At 61.7% G+C, this 21,466-nt stretch carries 18 protein-coding genes; 11 read left to right on the forward strand and 7 right to left on the reverse strand.

Going from position 1 to position 21,466, the window contains the following annotated elements; all coding sequences use genetic code 11:
• Positions 1-73 precede the first annotated feature (73 nt).
• Positions 74-787 (forward strand): ABC-type transport auxiliary lipoprotein family protein, encoded by a 714-nt coding sequence (locus tag EQV97_RS16800; protein ID WP_045061856.1) that lies wholly within the window; start codon positions 74-76, stop codon positions 785-787.
• A gap of 240 nt (positions 788-1,027) precedes the next feature.
• Here EQV97_RS16800 and EQV97_RS16805 read toward each other — a convergent pair whose 3' ends face one another.
• The gene (locus tag EQV97_RS16805) at positions 1,028-2,548 is read right to left on the reverse strand and encodes an AhpA/YtjB family protein (protein WP_225569342.1); all 1,521 of its coding nucleotides are present in this window, start codon (positions 2,546-2,548) and stop codon (positions 1,028-1,030) included.
• A gap of 135 nt (positions 2,549-2,683) precedes the next feature.
• On the opposite strand from EQV97_RS16805, the gene serB reads away from it, so the two are divergent.
• Positions 2,684-3,898, forward strand: coding sequence for a phosphoserine phosphatase SerB (gene serB, locus EQV97_RS16810; protein WP_045061854.1), 1,215 nt, complete (start codon positions 2,684-2,686; stop codon positions 3,896-3,898).
• Positions 3,899-4,011: 113 nt separating this feature from the next.
• Here serB and EQV97_RS16815 read toward each other — a convergent pair whose 3' ends face one another.
• The 4 genes from EQV97_RS16815 to EQV97_RS16830 form a co-directional block, all read right to left on the reverse strand.
• Positions 4,012-5,790, reverse strand: coding sequence for a molecular chaperone (locus EQV97_RS16815; RefSeq protein ID WP_240889291.1), 1,779 nt, complete (start codon positions 5,788-5,790; stop codon positions 4,012-4,014).
• Between the two features lie 179 nt (positions 5,791-5,969).
• Entirely contained in the window at positions 5,970-6,830 is an 861-nt protein-coding gene (asd, locus tag EQV97_RS16820) for an archaetidylserine decarboxylase (RefSeq protein WP_045061852.1), read from the reverse strand.
• A gap of 18 nt (positions 6,831-6,848) precedes the next feature.
• Positions 6,849-7,664, reverse strand: a complete 816-nt coding sequence (gene rhdA, locus EQV97_RS16825) for a thiosulfate sulfurtransferase (protein WP_240889292.1) — start codon at positions 7,662-7,664, stop codon at positions 6,849-6,851.
• Between the two features lie 42 nt (positions 7,665-7,706).
• On the reverse strand, positions 7,707-9,245 hold the full coding sequence (locus EQV97_RS16830) for an HDOD domain-containing protein (RefSeq protein WP_240889293.1): 1,539 nt from the start codon (positions 9,243-9,245) through the stop codon (positions 7,707-7,709).
• 166 nt (positions 9,246-9,411) lie between these two features.
• Here EQV97_RS16830 and motA point away from each other — a divergent pair, with 166 nt between their 5' ends.
• Both motA and motB read left to right on the forward strand, forming a co-directional pair.
• Positions 9,412-10,263: a flagellar motor stator protein MotA gene (gene motA, locus EQV97_RS16835; RefSeq protein WP_122841553.1), complete on the forward strand. Its 852-nt coding sequence runs from the start codon at positions 9,412-9,414 to the stop codon at positions 10,261-10,263.
• Between the two features lie 3 nt (positions 10,264-10,266).
• Positions 10,267-11,292, forward strand: a complete 1,026-nt coding sequence (gene motB, locus EQV97_RS16840; protein WP_122841554.1) for a flagellar motor protein MotB — start codon at positions 10,267-10,269, stop codon at positions 11,290-11,292.
• 173 nt (positions 11,293-11,465) lie between these two features.
• Here the strand turns inward: motB and rsgA are convergent, their stop codons facing one another.
• Complete coding sequence (gene rsgA / locus EQV97_RS16845) at positions 11,466-12,497, reverse strand: small ribosomal subunit biogenesis GTPase RsgA (RefSeq protein ID WP_045061846.1); 1,032 nt, start codon at positions 12,495-12,497, stop codon at positions 11,466-11,468.
• Positions 12,498-12,604: 107 nt separating this feature from the next.
• On the opposite strand from rsgA, the gene orn reads away from it, so the two are divergent.
• Complete coding sequence (gene orn, locus EQV97_RS16850) at positions 12,605-13,147, forward strand: oligoribonuclease (protein ID WP_240889294.1); 543 nt, start codon at positions 12,605-12,607, stop codon at positions 13,145-13,147.
• A 160-nt stretch (positions 13,148-13,307) separates the two neighbouring features.
• A complete protein-coding gene (locus EQV97_RS16855; protein ID WP_045061844.1) occupies positions 13,308-13,919 on the forward strand; it encodes a trimeric intracellular cation channel family protein in 612 nt (203 codons plus the stop codon).
• Between the two features lie 76 nt (positions 13,920-13,995).
• Here the strand turns inward: EQV97_RS16855 and queG are convergent, their stop codons facing one another.
• The gene (gene queG / locus EQV97_RS16860) at positions 13,996-15,060 is read right to left on the reverse strand and encodes a tRNA epoxyqueuosine(34) reductase QueG (RefSeq protein ID WP_122841555.1); all 1,065 of its coding nucleotides are present in this window, start codon (positions 15,058-15,060) and stop codon (positions 13,996-13,998) included.
• Between the two features lie 63 nt (positions 15,061-15,123).
• On the opposite strand from queG, the gene EQV97_RS16865 reads away from it, so the two are divergent.
• The 5 genes from EQV97_RS16865 to miaA are packed head-to-tail and all read left to right on the forward strand — an operon-like array spanning position 15,124 to position 21,387.
• Entirely contained in the window at positions 15,124-16,623 is a 1,500-nt protein-coding gene (locus tag EQV97_RS16865) for an NAD(P)H-hydrate dehydratase (RefSeq protein WP_240889295.1), read from the forward strand.
• A complete protein-coding gene (gene tsaE / locus EQV97_RS16870; protein ID WP_045061841.1) occupies positions 16,611-17,081 on the forward strand; it encodes a tRNA (adenosine(37)-N6)-threonylcarbamoyltransferase complex ATPase subunit type 1 TsaE in 471 nt (156 codons plus the stop codon). Before EQV97_RS16865 ends, tsaE begins: the two co-directional genes overlap by 13 nt.
• On the forward strand, positions 17,082-18,509 hold the full coding sequence (locus EQV97_RS16875) for an N-acetylmuramoyl-L-alanine amidase (RefSeq protein WP_122841557.1): 1,428 nt from the start codon (positions 17,082-17,084) through the stop codon (positions 18,507-18,509). It begins immediately after the preceding gene.
• Positions 18,506-20,416, forward strand: coding sequence for a DNA mismatch repair endonuclease MutL (gene mutL, locus EQV97_RS16880; protein ID WP_122841558.1), 1,911 nt, complete (start codon positions 18,506-18,508; stop codon positions 20,414-20,416). Before EQV97_RS16875 ends, mutL begins: the two co-directional genes overlap by 4 nt.
• Positions 20,416-21,387, forward strand: a complete 972-nt coding sequence (gene miaA / locus EQV97_RS16885) for a tRNA (adenosine(37)-N6)-dimethylallyltransferase MiaA (RefSeq protein ID WP_122841559.1) — start codon at positions 20,416-20,418, stop codon at positions 21,385-21,387. Before mutL ends, miaA begins: the two co-directional genes overlap by 1 nt.
• The last annotated feature ends 79 nt before the right edge of the window (positions 21,388-21,466 follow it).

A 21,466-nucleotide genomic window follows, 5' to 3' on the forward strand; every position in this document is an offset into this window, starting at 1 on the left:
TGGCCGAGCGATCTTCATATTTATTGAGTATTTTCACTGTGGTTAGCCGTATGGCAACCACCTGGATGGGACGATGACTGCTCTGCGCCTTCCTTTTATCTTGATGCTCGCTGGCGTTCTTGGCCTGGCGGGTTGCAGCGTTCACCAACCGGTGTCGCTGTATCAGCTGGACAGCGGTAATCCGGTGCAGCCGGCACAAAGTGCCGGCATGGCGGTTTTGCTGGGGCCGGTGACAATTGCCGACTACCTGCAACGTGAGACCCTCTTGCAGCGGCAACCGGATGGCAGCCTCCAGGCGTCGACCGACGGTCGTTGGGCTGGCAGCCTGTCTTCGGACATCGATCAATTGCTGCTACGCCAGGTGTCTGGTCACCTGGACAGCCAGCGCGTGGTGTTGGCGCCGGCGACGCTTGGCTTCACGCCGGATGTGCAGGTGTTGTTGACCATTACACGCCTGGATTCGGGTGAGTCGCAGCCAGCTATCCTGGATGCGCAATGGCGCTTGATCGACCGTCGCGGCCAGGTGCGGGACAACCGCATCATTCATCTGCAGGAGCAGCACGCAGGCGGCACGGCGGCGCAGGTCCAGGCCCAGGGCGTATTGCTGCAACGGCTGGCCGAGCAGCTGTCTGTGGCGCTCAAGCCCCTGGCCAACCAGCCCCCAGTTGCCGAAGGGCCGAAAAAACCGGCCGCCAAGCCTGCCGCACCCGCAGCGGAAAAGGACAAACAGCCGAAGATCCCGATGGCTTCGCCGATTCGCACCGATATGGAAGTGTTCAGGTTTTAAGGCCTGAATGAGGCCAGAACAAAGCCCGCCTTGTGCGGGCTTTGTTCTGTCTGTCTTGGGAGATCGATGTTGCCTGTGGGGGCCTCTTCGCGGGCAAGCCCGCTCCCACAGTGACCTGCGGTGGTCCACAGAACATGTGCAGACCCATAACGGGAGCAAGGCTTGCCCGCGATGGCGCCAGCACAGGCAACAAAAAGCCCGCAGACAATTACTTGTCTGCGGGCTTTTTCACATCAGGGCTTAAGCCCGGCGCTCATGCATCCGCGCCAGTTGCCGCTCCAGCATCGATGGATACGGCTCCATCAAGCGCTCCACGCAGCAGGCGCCTTCAGGGCTGGCGATCGGGCGGATCCGCGCGCGCTGGCGGATCAGCACGTCGTCGCCGATCTTGCGTTCCACCAGCAGCAGGTTGCGGCTGTGTTGAGACAAGGCCAGGGCGTCCTGGGCCGATTCGGTCAGCAGCAGGTCAATCTGGCTCAGACCGAACAGCTCGTCACCCAGGGTCAGGCCCAGCTGCAGTTGCAGGGTAATGCCCGAGTCGGCCACTTCGATCTGCAACTGATGACCCAGTGCGCGCAGCAACTCGCCACAGCAGATCGCATTGGTCAGGTAGTCTTCGCCGCTGTCTTCAGTGTGGAACAGCATCAGGGTGCTGCCGTCGTTCAGGGTGTGCAGCTCGCTCTGATAGAGCGAGGCGGCCTGGTCGAGGCAGTCGCGATAACGCTTGAGCAACTCCTCAAGGCGAGTACGGGGCAGGCGGCGCAGTTGATCCTGGGCACCCAGTTGCACGGCCAGCACCGCGCTGTGTTGAGGCACGTTGGAAGCAGGCGCTTTAACCACGGGCTTGGGCGCGCTGGCCACTGCTTCGTCACGCAGGTCGGCAAACGGGTCTTCGTCGTCATCATCTTCGACAGTGCTGACAATCTGCCGAGGCGCAGGCTTCAAGCCGGCCACCGGCCTGGTTTCGTCGAAACTCGGGTCACGCAGGTTGCGCACTTCGAAAGACGGCTCGTCTTCGTCCTCTGTCTCTTCGTACTCAGGCTCCGGGTCCGGCTCCGGTTCAACCGGCTCCGGGGCGAAGTTGGCGTGCAGTTGACGCGCCAGGTCGCCGATCTCGTCCTGACGCTCGGTGGCCGGGGTGTATTCGTCGATGTTGCGCAGCCACACGCGCAGTTGCAGCAGTGGCGTGGAGATGTGCCGACCCAGGCGCAGGCTCAGCGCCAGGGACAAGGCCAGCAGAATGGCACTGAGAATGCCCATGCTCTGCAGGCTGATGGTCATCGGCTGCTGGAACTGATCCATGTCCAGGCTAATGCGCAGTTGCCCGGCCGTCACGTCCTGGAAAGTGATCTTGCTCTGGTACATGCCCTCGGCTTCGCCCAGCAGGCTGTGCTTGGGGCGCTGACCGGCTTCGGCGAGGATGCGGTTATCCACGCTATAGATGGCCGCATGAGCCACCAGCTTGTTCTTGGTCAGGTTGTTGAGCAGCACGTTCAAGCTGAGGATGTCATTGGACACCAGCAACTCGGTGGCGGAGGTGGCGGTTTGCGTGGTCAGGCTTTCACCCAGCGCATCCGCCTGCTCATGCATGGCCTGCTTGAACTGCAATCCCATCACGCAGGCGTAGATGACCAGGGCCAGGGCGACCAGGATCACGTTATGGCTGGCAATGCGTAATGCAATCGGTACACGGCGATGGCGCAGTGCCCGGAAGATCAGCAGAAAGAAGTTATCGGTTTTTACTGGCGTGGGCCGGTTCACTTGAGCTCGGCTCTTTTGTCCGTGAAGTTGACGCGCAGTATAGCGACAGGCCCCAGACCGGCAAAGCGCTCACGGTGCCCGATGGTCACTGAATGTGGGTAGAATGCGGTTTTTTTCCACTTGCGGGGGTGCGCCTTGCGCGAAATCGTCCTGATAAACATCACGGGAGTCGACCGTCCGGGTCTGACTGCGGCCATTACCGGGGTTCTGGCCCAGGGTGGTGTGAACATTCTCGACATCGGCCAGGCGGTGATCCACGACACCCTGTCGTTCGGCATCCTGGTTGAGATTCCCGACACCGAGCAAGGCAAGTCCGTCCTCAAGGACATACTGTTTACGGCCTACAAGCTCGATCAACAGGTCCGTTTCACGCCGGTTTCCGAAGAGGATTACCAGCAGTGGGTCGGCAACCAGGGAAAAAAACGCCACATCGTTACCCTGTTGACCCGCAAGGTGACTGCCGAGCAATTGCAGGCCGTCAGCTCGATCACGGCCAAGTACGGGCTGAATATCGATCATATCGATCGCTTGTCGGGACGCATGCCGCTGGATACGCCGGCCGACAAGGGCAAGGGCTGTATCGAGTTTTCTGTGCGTGGCGAAGCGGCCGACCCGCAGGCGCTGCGGGCCGAGTTCCTCAGCGTGGCGCAGGACCTGAACGTCGATATCGCTTTCCAGGAAGATTCGCTGTTCCGCCGCAACCGCCGCCTGGCGGTGTTCGACATGGACTCCACGCTGATTGAAGCCGAAGTCATTGATGAACTGGCCAAGGCCGCGGGTGTGGGCGAGCAGGTTTCTGCGATCACCGAGCGGGCGATGGCCGGCGAGCTGGATTTCCGCGCGAGTTTCAAGGAGCGCCTGGCCTTGCTGCAGGGGCTGGACGTCAGCGTGCTGGATTCGATCGGCGCCTCGCTGCGCCTGACCGAAGGCGCCGAGACCCTGTTCGCCGAACTCAAGCGCCTGGGCTACAAGACAGCGATCCTGTCAGGCGGCTTCACTTACTTCGCCAAGCAGCTGCAAGCCAAACTGGGCATCGACTACGTATTTGCCAATGAACTGGAAGTGGTCGACGGCAAGGTAACTGGCGTGGCGGTCGAGCCAATTGTCGATGCGCAGCGCAAGGCGGATCTGTTGCGGGAGCTGGCCCACAAGGAAGGCCTGCGTCTGGAGCAGACGATTGCGGTGGGCGACGGCGCCAACGATTTGCCGATGCTGGCGATCGCCGGGTTGGGCGTGGCGTTCCGTGCCAAACCTCTGGTCAAGCAGTCGGCGAAGCAGGCGATTTCGACCCTAGGGCTGGATGGGGTGCTGTATCTGCTGGGCTTTCGCGATCGTGATGGGCAGCTCTAAGGCTTTAGTCGCTTGATCAGGCCTCATCGCGGGCAAGCCTTGCTCCCACAGAATCACCGACCTGGGAGCAAAGGTTGCCCGCGATGGCCGCACCACATTTTTCATGCCTAACCTCAAAGCGACTTCCACAAAGAATCAAAGTCTTCCTCGACGCCGCCACCGGCGGCGTTATCGTTTTTGGCACCCTCCAAAGACCGGTAAGCGAACTGATTAAAACTGTTGGTACTCGCCACCCGCCGATCCAGCCCTGCCCGATGTTCCTCGCCGTTGGTGTTGATCATCACCTTTTGCCCTTCCTGAAAGGGCAGCCGCGGTGCCAATAGTGTGGCGGGCAGGTCTACCGAGCTGATCGCGGGCAACAACAGGCCGCGCAGGTAGTGGCTGTGATCATCACGGGTGCGCACCAGTTGCAGGCCACAGGGCTCGGCGTACGGTGCAACCTGTTCGATGCCCATCTGTGTGCCGCCGCCACGAACCTGACGAATCCAGCGCACCACCGCAATACTCCAGCCCTGGCCCGCGACATCCTCGATGCCGACCATCTCACCCGCCTGAAGCTCGGCGGGTACTTCGCCAGGCCATGCCAGGCAATAGCCTCCCGGGCTGTGGTTGACCACAGGCAAGACATAAGTCGGAAAATGCCGATTGCTGTCGGCCGTGTCATTGCCGTCATCATTTTGCAGCTGCGGGTATTCGATTTCTTCGTAGGGCAGCAGGTCCTGGGTGTTGCCCTCCGGCGCCACGTCGAAGGCGTGGCTCCATTGGTCCTGGCCCTTGGTGGCCGACGACAGCGCAGAAAATTTCGCCTGCCGGCCGCCGTGGTTTTTCAGCAGCTCACTGAACGAGCGCTGGCCACCCAGATAGAAATGCAGGGCGCTCATGCCGACGCACAGGGTCAGTTGGCCCTGGCTTGCCGTGCGTTGAAAACTGCGCTCGGCGGTCTGCCCCCAGGCGGCACTCAGGTGTTGCAAGGTATCCAGGCTCAAACCCGTCGGCACCAGCAGAGGTTGGGCCGAGTCGGTCTTGTGCAGATGAGCGTCGATGGCCGCCACCAGCGGGGTGGTATCAATGGCCAGCAAATCGCCCTGCTGTTCGCTCCTGAATTTGGAGCGGTAGCGCGGCGCGGTATCGAGCATTGGCGCGACGGCGAACAGCCCTTCCACCGATTGGCCCGGATTCAGGCGTATCAGCGAGCTCCATGACTCCAGCACTTCGGCGAGACGGGCAATCTGGTTCTGCCGCAGTTGATTGCAGCGTGCAGCACCCATCAGCAGCGCCGTGACATAGGTCTGCTCAATGCTGAGGTTTTGCGTCTGGCTGGCCAATTCGTCGCGCACATTCTGGCGCTGGAGCTGGTGCGAGCAGGCGATTTGGTAGAGTTGATGCAGCTCCAGCCAGAGGCCTTCCGGCGCCGGGCAATACAGCTGCGTCGCGCGCATCAGCGGCCCGTTGAGGCAATGGATTGCCCGTTGCAGCGCTTGAGTCAAGAGCGCGGCGCGATCTTTGCTGAAGCGCGGTGACACGCGCAGGACGATCTGCTTGTAACCAATCGCCAGGTGACTTTGCAATGCCTGGCACAGGTTGGCGATCTTGCGCGAGCGCTCGTCCAGCACGATCGCCTGATGCAGGAAGTGCCGCTCCAGGTGTTTGCAGACGTAGTACACCTCGGGTCGCAACAGCTCGAGCAATTGCAGGCGATTGTCACTGGGGGTGAGCAGCTGGTTGAGTTCGCCCAGGCCCTGATAGAGCAAGCGGGCCGTTTCGCCAATGTTGGCCTTGGGCAGGTTGGCGATCCAGCGCTTGAGATCGCGCGGGGTTGGCTCACAGAACGACAGGCGAGCCTGTTGAGGGAGCGGTGCACGTAACAGCTGGAGTGGGGTGGTCTCATTCATGGCGAAAACCATAGCAGGAATCAGACCGTGCAGGCGCTGCCGCAGGCGGCGATCTTTTCATTGCGAATATAAAAACCATGCCGCCCCCGTAGAGCTGCCGCAGGCTGCGATCTTTTGACTCTGTTTTTAACATCAGAAGATCGCAGCCTTCGGCAGCTCCTACCGGGACAGGCCGGTTATCAGGCCTTCGGCAAGCCCAGCGCCTGGCCCATCTGCACCGGCGACAGTGCACCCAGGCCTTCAGCCCATTTCACCTGATCCGGGCCGAACAGCACCACGGCGGTCGAACCTAGCTTGAAGCGCCCCAATTCCGCCCCTTTTTCCAGGTGGATCGGCGCACGGGCGGCCTCGTCGTAGCGGAAGGTTTTCAGTTCACGCTTGGGCGGAGTGACCAGGCCTGCCCAGACGGTTTCGATCGAGGCCACAATCATTGCCCCGACCAGCACAACGGCCATCGGCCCGCGCTCGGTGTCGAAAATGCATGCGACGCGCTCGTTGCGGGCGAACAGTTCCGGCACGTTTTCAGCAGTCGTCTGGTTGACGGAGAAAATGCGGCCCGGGATGTAGACCATCTCGCGCAGGGTGCCGGCCAGCGGCATGTGCACGCGGTGATAGTCTTTCGGCGACAGGTAGATGGTGGCGAAGTCGCCACCCATGAACGGTGCAGCGTTGGCCGCATCGCCACCGAGCAATTCCAGCACGCTGAAACTGTGGCCTTTGGCCTGGAAAACGCGACCATGCTCGATCGGGCCAAGCTGGCTGACTGCGCCGTCGGCCGGGCTGAGGATCGCCCCCGGCGTTTCGTCCAGAGGGCGCGCGCCCTCTTTCAAGGCGCGGGTGAAGAACGCATTGAAATGTTCATAGGCAGTCAGGTCTTCTACCAGTGCCTGGGACATGTCCACCTGGTAGCGCTTGGCGAACCAGGCGGTGAAGGCATTCTTGAACCAGCGCACACGGCATTCGGCAATGCAGCCGGCCAGTCGCGAGAGCAAGTGATGAGGCAGCAGGTATTGGCTGAGGATAAACAGACGCTTGTTCATTAACTGTCCTTAAAAACCTTAGATCTCTACGGGAGTGTCGGGATGGTTGCCCCATTCGCCCCAGGAGCCGGCGTAACCCTTGACCCGCGGATAACCGAGCGCCTTGGCCACCAGATAAGTGAAGCCAGAACGATGGTGAGTCTGGCAGTGAGTAATAACTTCTTTGTCCGGGGTTATCCCCAGTTGTTCCAGGATCTGCGGCATGTCTTTACGGATGCGCAGGTTGCGCGCCTGATCCATGCCGGCGGTCCATTCAAAATTGATGGCTCCGGGAATGTGTCCGGCCTTGGCAGCCAGGACCTTCTCGCCGGAATACTCCTGCGGCGCGCGCGCGTCCCAAATGGCCAGGTCGGCGGCGCCAATCCGGCTTTGCAGGTACTCTCGGGTGGCCGTGGGTTCGTCGTGCAAGGTCAGGCTTACCGGGCCTCCCGCCGAAGCCGGGACCTCGGTCGAGACCGGCAGGCCATCCGCCAGCCAGGACAGCAGGCCGCCATCCAGATAGTGGTAGTGCTTGTGGCCGATGACGTCGAGCAGCCAGATGAAGCGCCCGGCCCAGCCGCCGCCTTCGTCGTCATACACCACGTACAGCGCATCCTTGTGGTGGCCCAGTTCGCCGAACAGCGCTTCAAGTGCCGCGTGTGGCGGGATCAGGCCCGGAGCGGGTAGCTGGCCGAGTTGCGTGCGCTTGGGGTCGACAAAGCGCGCGCCAGGAATATGCCCTTGGGCGTAGCGGGCACTGCTGGTGAGGTCCACCAGGATCAGATTGCGCGCGTCGAGACGGGCGAGCAGGTCGCCGGGCTCGATGACCAGCGCCAAGCCAGAGAAGTCAGACATGTGAGGTCTCCCGAGCACAAAAAGGGGGATTGTAACGCAGCCTCATTGGCCACGGTGGCTAAAGCTGTGCAGCGCCTTCTCGATGCACTGCGCGGTTTTGCCGAAGGCTTGTACGGTGATATCCGAGAACGGTCCGCCACCCTGGTCCGCCACCACCAGCATGATCACCCGGCCATTATTGACCAGTGAACGCAGCAGCAAATGCTCGCCGCCAAACAGCGAGCGCAGGCTGGCCGGGAGCAATGCGGAAAATTGTGCATTATTTTCCGGGGTCAGGCGCACCTGGGCCTGCTGGGCGAGCAGGCGTTGCAGCACGGTGCTCTGGCTGACCAGCAAATTCAGGCTGGCGGCGTCCTTGGGCAGTCCGGCGCTCTGATGCACGCGTAAATTGGCGTGAGTGCGATCAGCCATCAGGATCAGCACCCGGCGCATGCCGCAGGCAACCAGGGCATCCCTGGCGGACGTGGTCAGGTGCATCGCATTGGCAAAGCGGCTCGGCTCCACCAGCAACTCGGCACACACCTTGCGCCATTTGGCCAGGTCTTGCGCAGTCGGCGGCGGGGTCGGCTGTGAGCCTGCCTGCTGGCGCGGGGTGTCCCAGGGCCAGATCAGTGAGACCGCCGGGTGCCAGAGGTCCGGCATGGCATGGTAGCGGGCGCTGTTGGCAGCCTGCTGGTGCAATTGCTGCTGCACCTCGTCCATCGAAACTTGCAGGTACAGGCTGGTCAGGTACTGCCAGCGTCTGCTGTGGGGGCTGTCCCAGGCTTGTTGTGCCGACAGCGCCAGGCCATTGGCCAGTAGTACGGTGTTGGCAGGTTGATTGAGCCAGCGACGCAGGGTCGGGTCGTCATCCAGGCTATTCTGCTGGCGCAACGGGTGGTCACTGTCGCGGGCAATGCGCAGCACCTTGACCAGTTCGCGCTGTTCCTTGAGCAACAGGCGGTAACCCTGCTGCACCCAGATCGGCAGGCGCCACAGATCGACCAGGGCCTGGCAGATGTCCAGCAAACGCACGCCGAACAACTGCTGTTCGACCTTGCGCGCGGATTCACCTCTATGAATCACGCGCCGTTCCCACTCTTCGAGCAACTGCGGGTAGATCAGCGCCATCGGCCACAGTGGTGACAGGAACAGCAGGCTACCCCAATGGATGTCCTGCCAGAGCCGGGCCAGGCGGCTGGCGAAAAAGCCGTTGGCCTGCTGGGTCGCGTGCTGGCTGATCAACTGCAACTGGCGCAAGGTCGCAGGGATTTGCATCTGGGGCAGCGTCGGCAGGCGGGCGAGCAGTTCTTCAGTGCGTTTGAGGCCGAGACGATTGATCGCCACTTCCAGGTTTTCCGCCGGTTCGCTAAGGCCGCTGCGCACCTGCCGATTGGCTTCACGAATCACGCTCAGCGCTAGGGCCGGGCTGCCCTGGATCAGTTCGGCGATGTCACGCAGTGAGCTGCGGCTGTTGCGAATCGCCTGGCATACCCGGTCATGGCTGGCCTGCGGTACGGGCAGCCGGACGCTGTCGAGAAGCTTGATCCAGCCTTCGAGCGTCGTTGGTTTTGGGGTTGGAACGTTCGTTTCATTAGCCATGGATGGACGTGATCATCGTCTGCATTACCTGCGCGCTGAATGAGCCAAAGTGGCTTTTCGCCTGAACGGGCTATAGTCTGGCGCAGTTTCGCCGATAAGTAGAAGAAGAGATTGTTTAACTTCCGAATATGACCTTGAACCCGACTCAGTAAGTGCTCTCCTACCTATGGCTAAAATAATCGGCATCATTGTCGTATTCGCGAGCGTGCTCGGCGGATACGTGCTATCCCACGGCAAAATTGCCGCCCTGATCCAGCCTTTCGAGGTACTGATCATCGGCGGTGCGGCGCTCGGCGCCTTCCTGCAGGCCAACCCCGGCTACATGACGATGCACGTGCTCAAGAAATCCCTGAGCATGTTCGGATCGCGTTTCAGTCACGCCTTCTACCTCGAAGTGCTGGGCCTGATCTACGAAATCCTCAACAAGAGCCGCCGTGAAGGCATGATGGCCATCGAAGGCGACATCGAAGATGCGGCGGCGAGCCCGATCTTCGCCAAGTACCCGACTGTGCTCAAAGATGAGCGCATGACCGCTTTCATCTGTGATTACCTGCGCATCATGTCCTCCGGCAACATGGCTCCCCATGAGCTTGAAGGCCTGTTCGACATGGAGCTCTACAGCCTCAAGGAAGACCTCGAGCACCCATCCCACGCGGTCAACGGCATCGCCGACGCCATGCCGGGTTTCGGTATCGTGGCTGCGGTACTGGGTATCGTGGTGACCATGGCTTCCCTGGGTGAAGGCGACCAGAAAGCGATCGGCATGCACGTCGGTGCGGCACTGGTGGGGACCTTCTTCGGTATCCTCGCGGCCTACGGTTTCTTCGGCCCGCTGGCCACTTCCCTGGCCCACGATGCCAAGGAAGAGTTGAACGTCTACGAAGCCATCAAGGCTTCGCTGGTCGCCTCGGCCTCCGGCATGCCGCCGTCGCTGGCGGTGGAGTTCGGGCGCAAGGTCCTGTACCCGGCGCACCGTCCAAGCTTCTCCGAGCTGGAACAAGCGGTTCGCGGACGCTGAGTCATGGAAAACAACCAGCCGATAATCATCAAGCGCGTCAAACGCATCGCCGGCGGGCATCACGGCGGCGCCTGGAAAATCGCCTTCGCCGACTTCGCGACGGCGATGATGGCGTTCTTCCTGGTGTTGTGGCTGTTGTCCACGGCAACGCCTGAGCAGAAGATCGCCATCGCCGGCTACTTCAAGGACCCTATCGGGTTCTCCGAAAGTGGCACGCCCTACATCATCGATCTGGGCGGCTCGCCGACCCTGGCGCCGGAGAACACCCTCAATCCTGAGGTCAAGTCCCAGCCGCAGCCGGACAAGGTGACCATCGATACCGAGCAGGTCGAAGGCATGGCCGAGCAGGTCGAGAAAGAGCGCCTGGAACTGTTGCTGCAGGAGTTGCAGAACAAGGTTGACGAGAACCCGCAGCTGCAGAAATTCAAGGACCAGATCCTGTTCGAGATTACCCCGAACGGCTTGCGTATCCAGATCATGGACGCGGAAAACCGGCCGATGTTCGACTCGGGCAGCGCCCGGCTCAAGCCTTACTTCGAAGACATCCTGCTGGCCATGGCCGATACCATCAAGGCTGTGCCGAACAAGATCAGCATCAGTGGCCACACCGATGCCACGCCGTACACCGGCAGCGGCGAGTTTGGTAACTGGGAACTCTCGGCCAACCGCGCCAACGCCGCACGACGTGCACTGGTAGCGGGTAGTTATCCTGAATCGCAGGTGGCGCGCGTGGTCGGTTACGCGTCTTCGGCCTTGTTTGACCGGGTCAACCCGGTCAATCCGGTCAATCGCCGTATCGACATAGTGGTCTTGACCAAAAAGGCCCAGGAAGCCATTGAAGGGGCGCAAGGTGCTGATCCTTCGGGAGCGCTGCCCCAGGGGCAGGGCGCGCCGGGGGAGGTCCCGGCCACTCCGGTTGATCCGAATGCCTTGCCTGCCGACCAGCAGCCGATACCGGCGCATGAGATTCGCGAGCGGTTGAATCTGTTCGAGGATGCGGCGCCGAAACCGGGCGCGCCGGCGCAATAGACGTGGACAAGCCCTGCAGAAACATCTGACATCTAATGGTTTCAGGTTTCAGGTTTCAGGTTTCAGGTTTCAGGTTTCAGGTTTCAGGTTTCAGGTTTCAGGTTTCAGGTTTCAGGTTTCAGGCAGGCAGCAGCGAGCCCACCCCCTCGGCATCGAGGGGGCAGGGCAGCTGTTTAGTAGGTGCTTTCCGGCAGACTGGCGATGATCGAGCGGTAGCTGTTCATCCGTTGCTGTTGCACGCGGCCATCTTCCAGGGCCTTGAGCAGGGCACAACCCGGCTCGCGGTCGTGTTTGCAGTCGCGGAAGCGGCAGGTGCCGATCAGGTCGTTGAACTCGATGAAGCCGGCCTCGACATCGGCACGGCTGACGTGGCCCAGGCCGAATTCACGGATGCCCGGGGAGTCGATCAGCTCACCGCCGCCGGGGAAGTGGAACAGGCGCGCGGTGGTGGTGGTGTGAGTACCCTGGCCGGAGAGCTCGGACAGCGGGCCGACACGAGTGTCGACTTCCGGCAGCAGGCTGTTGACCAGCGAGGACTTGCCGACGCCGGACTGGCCGACGAATACGCTGATGCGCCCATCGAGCTGTTGCTGAAGCTGCTCCATGCCATTGCCGTGGTGCGCAGAGACTTCCAGCACCGGATAACCCAGGGTGCGGTAGACCGCCAGCAGGGCATTCAGCGCCGGGGCATTCTGCTCGTCGATCAGGTCGAATTTGTTGAGCAGCAGCAGCGGGCGAATACCCGCATGCTCGGCGGCGACCAGGTAACGGTCGATCAGGTTGGCGTGAGGCTCGGGCAGCGGGGCGAAGACAATCACGATCATGTCGACGTTGGCCGCCACCGGCTTGAGCTGGCCACGGCTGTCCGGTCGACAGAGCTCGGTGTTGCGCGGCAATTGCGCGACGATGACGCCGATGCCCTGGTTGCCGGCACGCCAGACGACCCGATCTCCGGTTACCAGCGCAGGCAGGTTGGCCCGCAAGTGGCAGCGGAATACCTGGCCGGCCAAATCGCCATCGAGCGCTTCGACTTCGACCTGTACACCGAAGTGCGCGATCACCAGGCCGGTCTGTTCCGGGCCCAGGTCGCCACCTTCGAGTGCCTCGACAGCCGAGGACTCGCGTTTGGCGGCGCGGGCAGCGCGCTCGCCCTGAATCTTTTCGATGCGCCAGTTTTGACGACGATTGAGTTGGCGTTTGGCCATGGGTGTTCCGTATCAAGAATGCAGCGATTAGGTAAAACGGCCGCGAGTTTAGCACGCCCAGCCACCTCTCTAAGCTAAACTGCGCAGCATTGCCTAGGAGCCGACACATGCAAAACCCGCAGAATTTGATCTGGATCGACCTGGAAATGACCGGTCTGAACCCTGATACCGACGTCATCATCGAGATGGCCACCATCGTCACCGACAGTGATTTGAACACCTTGGCCGAAGGTCCGGTGATCGCCATCCATCATAGCGATGAAATTCTCGCCGGCATGGATGAGTGGAATACCCGTCAGCATGGCGGCTCAGGCTTGACTCAACGGGTTCGCGACAGCCGCATCAGCATGGCTGAAGCCGAAGCCGAGACCATTGCCTTTCTGAAGAAGTGGGTGCCCAAGGGCAAGTCGCCGATCTGTGGCAACAGCATCTGTCAGGACCGTCGCTTCCTCTATACGCACATGAAATCCCTGGAAAGCTATTTCCACTACCGCAACCTCGATGTGTCGACGCTCAAGGAACTGGCCGCGCGCTGGGCGCCCGAGGTGCGTGACAGCTTCCAGAAGGGCAGCACCCATTTGGCCCTGGATGACATCCGCGAATCCATCGCCGAGCTGCAACATTACCGCAAGCACTTCATCAAGTTCTGATTGCGGACTACGCGCCCTGCGTAGGCGCTGCCGAAGGCTGCGATCTCTTGATCTTGAAAAAAGTTAAAAGACCGCAGCCTGCGGGGGGCACCGCACGCGCCCTCTTTTGGTGCCTCGGCGAAGTGAGTAGACTGCGCGCCTTCCTGCAAGGACCGCCACCATGTTGCTGATGCTCTACCTGATCGCCATCACCGCCGAAGCCATGACTGGCGCCCTGTCTGCCGGGCGTCGCGGCATGGACTGGTTTGGCGTGGTGCTGATCGCCTGCGTCACGGCCCTGGGCGGTGGATCGGTGCGCGATGTGCTGCTGGGGCATTACCCGCTGACCTGGGTCAAACACCCGGAATACCTGGTGCTGACCTCGTTCGCAGCCATGTTCACCATCTTTGCGGCACGCTGGATGCGCCACTTGCGCTCATTGTTCCTGGTGCTGGACGCCGTGGGGCTGGTGGCTTTCACCCTGATCGGCTGCATGACCGCCCTGGAAATGGGCCATGGCATGTTGGTGGCTTCTGTCAGCGGAGTGATCACCGGCGTGTTCGGCGGCATCCTGCGGGACATCTTCTGCAACGATATACCGCTGATCTTCCGCCGCGAGCTATACGCCAGCGTCTCGTTCGCCGCAGCCTGGTGCTACATGTTGTGCATTTACCTGCAGATGCCTGGCGAGCAGGCCATCCTGGTGACGTTGTTTGGCGGATTCCTGCTGCGTTTGCTGGCGATTCGATTCCACTGGGAAATGCCCAAGTTCGTTTACAACGACGAAGCCTGACGCCGCCCTGTAGGCGCTGCCGAAGGTTGCGATCTTTCGATTTTCAAGATCAAAAGATCGCAGCCTGCGGCAGCTCCTACGCCAGTCCATGTTGCTTGAGGGCCCATTCGACATGTTCGCGCACCAGCTCCGACGGATACTCGCGCCGAGCCTTCAGCGCCTCCAGTACCGGAATACTCGACGGTGCATTCCCCAGCCCCACCGCCAGATTGCGCAGCCAACGCTCATAACCCGCCCGGCGTAGCGGCGAGCCTTCAGTGCTGCCGAGAAATTTTTCTTCATCCCACATGAACAGCTCGGCCAGTTCAGCGTTGTCCAGATTGTGCCGCGGCTTGAAATCGCTTTCGCCAGATGGACGGGCAAAACGGTTCCATGGACAGACCATCTGGCAGTCGTCGCAGCCGAACACCCGATTGCCGATCAGCGGCCGGAGTTCTTCGGGAATCGCGCTTTTGAGTTCGATGGTCAGGTAGGAGATGCAGCGGCGGGCATCCAGCACATAGGGCCCCACGAAGGCATTGGTAGGGCAGATGTCCAGGCAAGCGGTGCAGCGGCCGCAGTGCTCGGTGGCGTGGGGCGGGTCTTCCGGCAGGGGCAGGTCGACGAACAGCTCGCTGAGAAAGAAGTAGCTGCCGGCTTTGCGGTTCAACACCAGGGTGTTCTTGCCAATCCAGCCCAGGCCGGCCTTTTCGGCGATCGCTTTCTCGAGCACCGGAGCGCTGTCGACGAAAGCGCGATAGCCGAAGGGGCCAATGACCGCCTGAATTTTTTCTGCCAGCTGTTGCACACGTTTACGGATCAATTTGTGGTAATCGCGGCCCAACGCATAGCGCGAGACATAAGCTTTTTCAGGTTGTGCCAGGCGCTTGGCCATTTCGGTGTCGCCCGGCAGGTAGTCCATGCGCAGGGAAACCACTCGAAGGGTGCCGGGTACCAGCTGTTCCGGGTGCGAGCGTTTGCTGCCGTGGGCGCCCATGTATTCCATTTCGCCGTGGTAGCCGGCTGCCAGCCAGCGCTCCAGGTGCTGCTCATGCTCGGCCAGGTCGAGGCCGCTGATGCCGACTTGCTGAAAGCCCAGCTCGCGGCCCCAGTCCTTGATGGATTGGGCGAGGGCGGGCAGGTCTGTAGTAATAGCGGGCATGAGGCGAGAGAAACCGGAGCTGAGGTGCGTATAATTCTGCCAGACATCGGAGCCCGAAGACGTATGCCGCACACTAAAGATGAATTACCCGACGCGCTGTACAGCGCCGCACAAGTCCGCGAGCTTGATGCGAGCCTGATTGCGGCAGGTACGCCAGGCTTCGAATTGATGCAGCGCGCGGCGCGGGCAACCTGGCGCGCGCTGGTGCGCCAATGGCCGGCGGCGAACGAACTGAGCGTGTTGGCGGGGCACGGCAACAATGCCGGTGACGGCTATCTGGTTGCCGTGCTGGCCCGGCGCGCGGGATGGTCGGTGCGAGTGCTGGCTGTTGCTGACCCCCAGCGGCTGCAGGGGGATGCGGCGCGGGCTTATGCCGAAGCCGTTGCCGAACAGGTCGTCATTGAGGCCTGGGATGCGCAGCCATGCTTGCGTGGCATCGTGCTGGACGCTTTGCTCGGCACCGGGCTGAGCGGCGAAGTACGTGAACCCTATGCCAGTGCAATCGCCGCCATCAATTGCAGCGACCTGCCAGTGGCCGCGGTGGATATTCCTTCAGGCCTGTGTGCCGATACCGGGCGCATCCTTGGCTGCGCTGTGTGTGCCGACCTGACGGTGACTTTCATTGGCCTGAAGCTGGGGCTGTTCACCGGCGATGCGGCGGATCAAGTAGGAACGTTGGTATTCAACGACCTGCAGGCGGAGCCGCAGCTGCTGGCGCGGGCGCCTGTCAGCGCTCGTCGCCTGGGTACTGGCAATCTGCCTCGACTGGCACCCAGGGCGCCGGCGTCACATAAAGGTAAATTTGGCCATGTGTTGCTTATCGGCGGTGATCGGGGCTTCGGCGGCGCTATTCTCCTGAGTGCGCAAAGCGCCCTGCGCAGTGGTGCGGGCATGGTCTCCGTGGCGACTCGTAGCGAACACGTGCCCGCCGCTTTAGCCAGAATGCCAGAAGCCATGGTGCTGGGGACTTCCTCCGCGAACCAGCTGATGGGGTTACTGGAAAAGGTCTCGGTGCTGGTCGTCGGCCCAGGCTTGGGTCGCGACGCCTGGGGACGCAGCCTGTTGTCGGCCGCTGCCAACGCACCGCTGCCGCAAGTCTGGGACGCCGATGCACTGAACCTGCTGTCCGAGGGGCACGTCAGCTTGCCCAAAGGCTGCATCATTACCCCGCACCCGGGGGAGGCCGCGCGCTTGCTGGGCATGTCGACGGCCGAGGTCCAGGCGGACCGCCCGGCTGCAGCCCGCGCGTTGAGCAAAAAATATACAGCTGTCGTCGTTCTCAAAGGCGCCGGCAGCTTGATCGCCAGCCCGGATGGGCGTCTGGCGCTGTGTCATCAAGGCCATCCGGCGATGGCTACCGCCGGCTTGGGCGATGTACTCGCAGGATTGGTCGGTGCGTTGCTGGCCCAGGGCATGGACGCGTACGACGCGGCCTGCCTGGGGGTATGGCTGCATGCCAATGCCGGCGCGCAAGAAGGAAAATCGGGCCGTGGGCTGGCGGCCAGTGATCTGATCCCGGCCATTCGTCAGTTGTTAGAGGAGCAAGCACCGTGTCTGAAGTAAACCTGTACCTGGCTGATGAAGAAGCGATGAGCGCATTTGGCGAGCGCATTGCACGAACCACTGGCGGGCATGGTCTGATTTTTCTCGAGGGCGATCTGGGGGCAGGCAAGACCACCTTGTCACGGGGAATCATTCGGGGGCTGGGGCATGTCGGCGCGGTAAAAAGTCCGACCTTCACTTTGGTGGAGCCTTACGAGATCGGCGAGGTCCGGGCTTTCCATTTCGACCTCTACAGGCTGGTCGATCCGGAAGAGCTGGAGTACCTGGGGATACGGGATTATTTCGAAGATGACGCGTTGTGTCTTATTGAATGGCCCGAAAAGGGTGCAGGCTTTTTGCCAAAGCCCGACCTGACCATTACCATTAGCCCGCAACACAGCGGCCGTTCGCTGAAAATTTTGTCCCAAGGCTCGCGTGGCGAGTCCTGGTGTGCCGCTTTGGCATTGGAATTCAATTAAATGATGGGGTCAGGTATGCGCTTTCGCGCGATGGTAGCTGCCGTAGGATTGTTGCTTTTGGCGGTAACCGTCAACGCTGTGGCCGAATCGAAGGTCAACAGCGTTCGCTTGTGGCGAGCGCCGGACAACACCCGGCTGGTGTTCGACCTGTCTGGGCCAGTGCAACACAGTGTCTTCACGTTGACAGCGCCGGATCGACTGGTCATTGACATCAATGGCGCGTCCCTTGGCGCACCATTGAGTGTCAATTCGGCGAATACGCCGATCACCGCCATGCGCTCTGCCCAGCGTACGCCGACCGACCTGCGCGTGGTCATCGACCTGAAGAAAGCCGTGACTCCCAAGAGCTTTACCCTGGCGCCGAACGCCCAGTACGGCAATCGCCTGGTGGTCGACCTGTTCGACGACGCTGCCGATGCCGCGCCTATTCCCGCGCCGACCAACGTCGCCAAGGTGGCGCCGGTGCCGGTCACGCCAATCGATCCGCCGGTCAAGTTGCCGCCAGCCCCGGCTGGCAAGCGGGAAATCATCGTGGTCATCGATGCCGGGCACGGTGGCGAAGACCCTGGCGCCTCGGGCTCCCGTGGCCAACGTGAAAAAGACGTGGTACTGGCCATTGCCCGGGAGCTGCAGCGTCAGGTCAATGGCATGAAAGGCTTCCGCGCCGAACTGACCCGCACCGGCGACTACTTCATCCCGCTGCGCGGCCGAACCGAAATTGCCCGCAAGAAAGGCGCCGACCTGTTCGTCTCGATCCATGCCGACGCGGCCCCATCGGCGGCGGCATTCGGCGCTTCGGTGTTTGCCCTGTCTGATCGCGGTGCCACTTCGGAGACAGCCCGTTGGCTGGCTGATAGCGAAAACCGTTCCGACCTGATCGGGGGCGCTGGCAATGTCAGCCTCGATGACAAGGACCGCATGCTCGCTGGCGTACTGCTCGACCTGTCGATGACCGCCTCCCTGACCTCCAGCCTGAACGTCGGCCAGAAGGTCCTGAGCAACATCGGTCGCGTCACTCCGCTGCACAAACAACGAGTGGAGCAGGCCGGGTTCATGGTGCTCAAGTCCCCGGATATCCCGTCGATCCTGGTGGAAACCGGGTTTATCTCCAATGCCAACGAAGCGTCGAAACTCGCCGCGGCGAGTCACCAGCAGGCGCTGGCCCGCTCCATCAGCAGCGGCGTACGCCAATTCTTCCAGCAGAACCCGCCGCCAGGCACCTACATCGCCTGGTTGCGTGATTCCGGTGGGATCGCCCAGGGGCCGCGTGATCACCGGGTCAACCCTGGGGAGACGCTGGCGATGATTGCCGTGCGCTACCAGGTGTCCCCGGCCACCTTGCGCAGCGCGAACAACCTGAAAAGTGACGACCTCAAGGCCGGGCAACACCTGACCATTCCTGGCACCGAACTGGCGGCCAAGGAATGAGCGCAGTTGTCGGCAACGATGCTCGTATCGAGCTGCTCAGCCCGCGCCTGGCGAACCAGATTGCTGCCGGCGAGGTGGTCGAGCGCCCGGCTTCGGTGATCAAGGAGTTGCTGGAGAACAGCCTCGACTCCGGCGCCAGGCGCATTGACGTCGATGTCGAGCTGGGCGGCATCAAATTGCTGCGAGTGCGTGACGATGGCCGTGGAATCTCGGCGGATGACCTGCCGCTGGCCCTGGCCCGCCACGCCACCAGCAAGATCCGTAACCTGGAAGACCTCGAACAGGTCATGAGCCTTGGTTTTCGTGGCGAGGCATTGGCGTCGATCAGTTCCGTGGCGCGCCTGACCCTGACCTCGCGCACCCGCGACGCCGATCAGGCCTGGCAGGTCGAGACCGAAGGCCGGGACATGGCGCCCCGCGTGCAGCCAGCTGCTCACCCGGTGGGCACCTCGGTGGAAGTTCGCGACCTGTTTTTCAATACGCCGGCGCGCCGCAAGTTTCTCAAGACCGAAAAAACCGAATTCGATCACCTGCAGGAAGTGATCAAGCGTCTGGCGCTGGCCCGCTTCGACGTGGCATTCCACCTGCGCCACAACGGCAAGACTATCCTCAGCCTGCATGAGGCGCACGATGATGCGGCCCGCGCCCGGCGCGTGGCGGCAATCTGTGGTGCGGGTTTCCTCGAGCAGGCCCTGCCGATCGAAATCGAGCGCAACGGCTTGCATCTGTGGGGTTGGGTGGGTTTGCCGACTTTCAACCGCAGCCAGGCCGACCTGCAGTATTTCTTCGTGAACGGCCGTGCGGTGCGCGACAAGCTGGTGGCTCACGCCGTGCGCCAGGCTTATCGCGACGTACTGTTCAATGGCCGGCACCCGACCTTCGTGCTGTTCTTCGAGGTCGATCCGGCAGGCGTTGACGTCAACGTGCACCCGACCAAACACGAAGTGCGCTTTCGCGATGGGCGCATGGTTCACGATTTTCTTTATGGCACGCTGCACCGCGCCCTGGGCGATGTGCGTCCGGACGATCATCTGGCAGCGCCTGTCGCCACGGCGATCGTGCGCCCCACCGGCATCGATGCCGGCGAGTTCGGCCCGCAGGGTGAAATGCGCCTGGCGGCCAACGCGCTGCTGGAGCAACCCCAGGCCCAGCCGACGTTCAACACGCCGGCGGGTTCGGGCGCGGGTGCCGGCTACCAGTATCAATACTCGCCACGGCCACAGTCCACAGTGCCGGCAGCTGAAGCGCAGGCGGCCTACCGTGAGTTCTTTGCCCCGCTGCCCGAAGCCAACGCAGCCGCGCTGCCGGCCGGACAAGAGGACATTCCGCCGCTGGGTTACGCCCTGGCGCAGCTCAAGGGCATCTACATCCTCTCGGAAAACGCCCAGGGGCTGGTGCTGGTCGATATGCACGCCGCCCACGAGCGGATCATGTACGAGCGCCTCAAAATTGCCATGGCCAGCGAAGGCTTGAGTGGCCAGCCGCTGTTGGTGCCAGAGTCCCTGGCGGTCAGCCAGCGCGAAGCCGATTGCGCCGAGGAACACCAGGCCTGGTTCCAGCGCCTGGGGTTTGAGTTGCAGCGCCTGGGCCCGGAAACACTGGCCATCCGGCAGATACCGGCACTGCTCAAGCAGGCCGAGGCCAATCGTCTGGTCGGTGACGTGTTGGCGGACCTGATGGAATACGGCACCAGTGACCGCATCCAGGCACATTTGAATGAATTGCTCGGCACCATGGCCTGCCATGGCGCCATCCGCGCCAACCGGCGCCTGGCATTGCCGGAAATGAACGGTCTGCTGCGTGACATGGAAAACACCGAGCGCAGCGGCCAATGCAACCATGGCCGACCGACCTGGACCCAACTGGGCCTGGACGATCTGGACAAACTGTTCTTGCGCGGTCGCTGATGAGCCAGTTTCCTCCTGCGATTTTCCTCATGGGGCCGACCGCCGCCGGCAAGACCGACCTGGCCATCGAACTTAGCAAGGTCCTGCCGTGCGAGCTGATCAGCGTTGATTCGGCGCTGGTCTACCGCGGCATGGATATCGGCACTGCAAAGCCTTCCAGGGAACTGCTGGCCGAATACCCGCACCGCCTGATCGATATTCTTGATCCGGCGCAGAGCTATTCAGCCGCCGATTTCCGCCGTGACGCGCTGGAGGCTATGGCCGAGATCACCGCCCGCGGCAAAATACCGCTGCTGGTGGGCGGTACAATGCTCTATTACAAGGCTTTGGTGGAAGGCCTGGCAGACATGCCAGCGGCCGACGCCGAGGTTCGCGCACAGATCGAGGAAGAGGCTGCGCGCCTGGGTTGGCAAGCCCTGCACGACCAGTTGGCGGCCATCGACCCGGAATCTGCGGCGCGTATTCATCCGAACGATCCCCAGCGCCTTAGTCGAGCCTTGGAAGTTTACCGGGTGAGCGGTCAGAGCATGACTGCGCTACGCTTGCAACAATCTGCGCAAAGTACTGAAGCAGCCGCTTCGGGGCGGCAACAATTGCCCTATACTGTCGCGAACTTGGCCATTGCTCCGGCGAATCGCCAAGTACTGCATGAGCGAATTAAACAAAGATTCACATTAATGTTGGAACAGGGATTCATTGACGAGGTCGTAGCCCTGCGTAAACGAAGTGACCTGCATGCCGGGTTGCCCTCTATACGTGCAGTAGGCTACCGACAAGTCTGGGACTACCTGGATGGCAAGCTGACGCAAGCCGAGATGCAGGAGCGTGGAATTATTGCCACGCGCCAGTTGGCAAAGCGTCAGTTCACCTGGCTGCGCAGTTGGGCTGACTTACATTGGTTGGACAGCCTGGATTGCGACAATCTGCCGCGCGCCTTGAAATACCTGGGGACCATCTCCATATTGAGCTGAGTCCTTGCAATTGCCGTCTATCCTTGGGGGTGTGACGGCCACAAGCCATCTGTTTACCTATTTTTTATTTTGAATCCTT

Source organism: Pseudomonas sp. TMW22090 (genome assembly GCF_022496665.1).
In the GTDB taxonomy this organism is placed as follows: Bacteria; Pseudomonadota; Gammaproteobacteria; order Pseudomonadales; family Pseudomonadaceae; genus Aquipseudomonas; species Aquipseudomonas gregormendelii.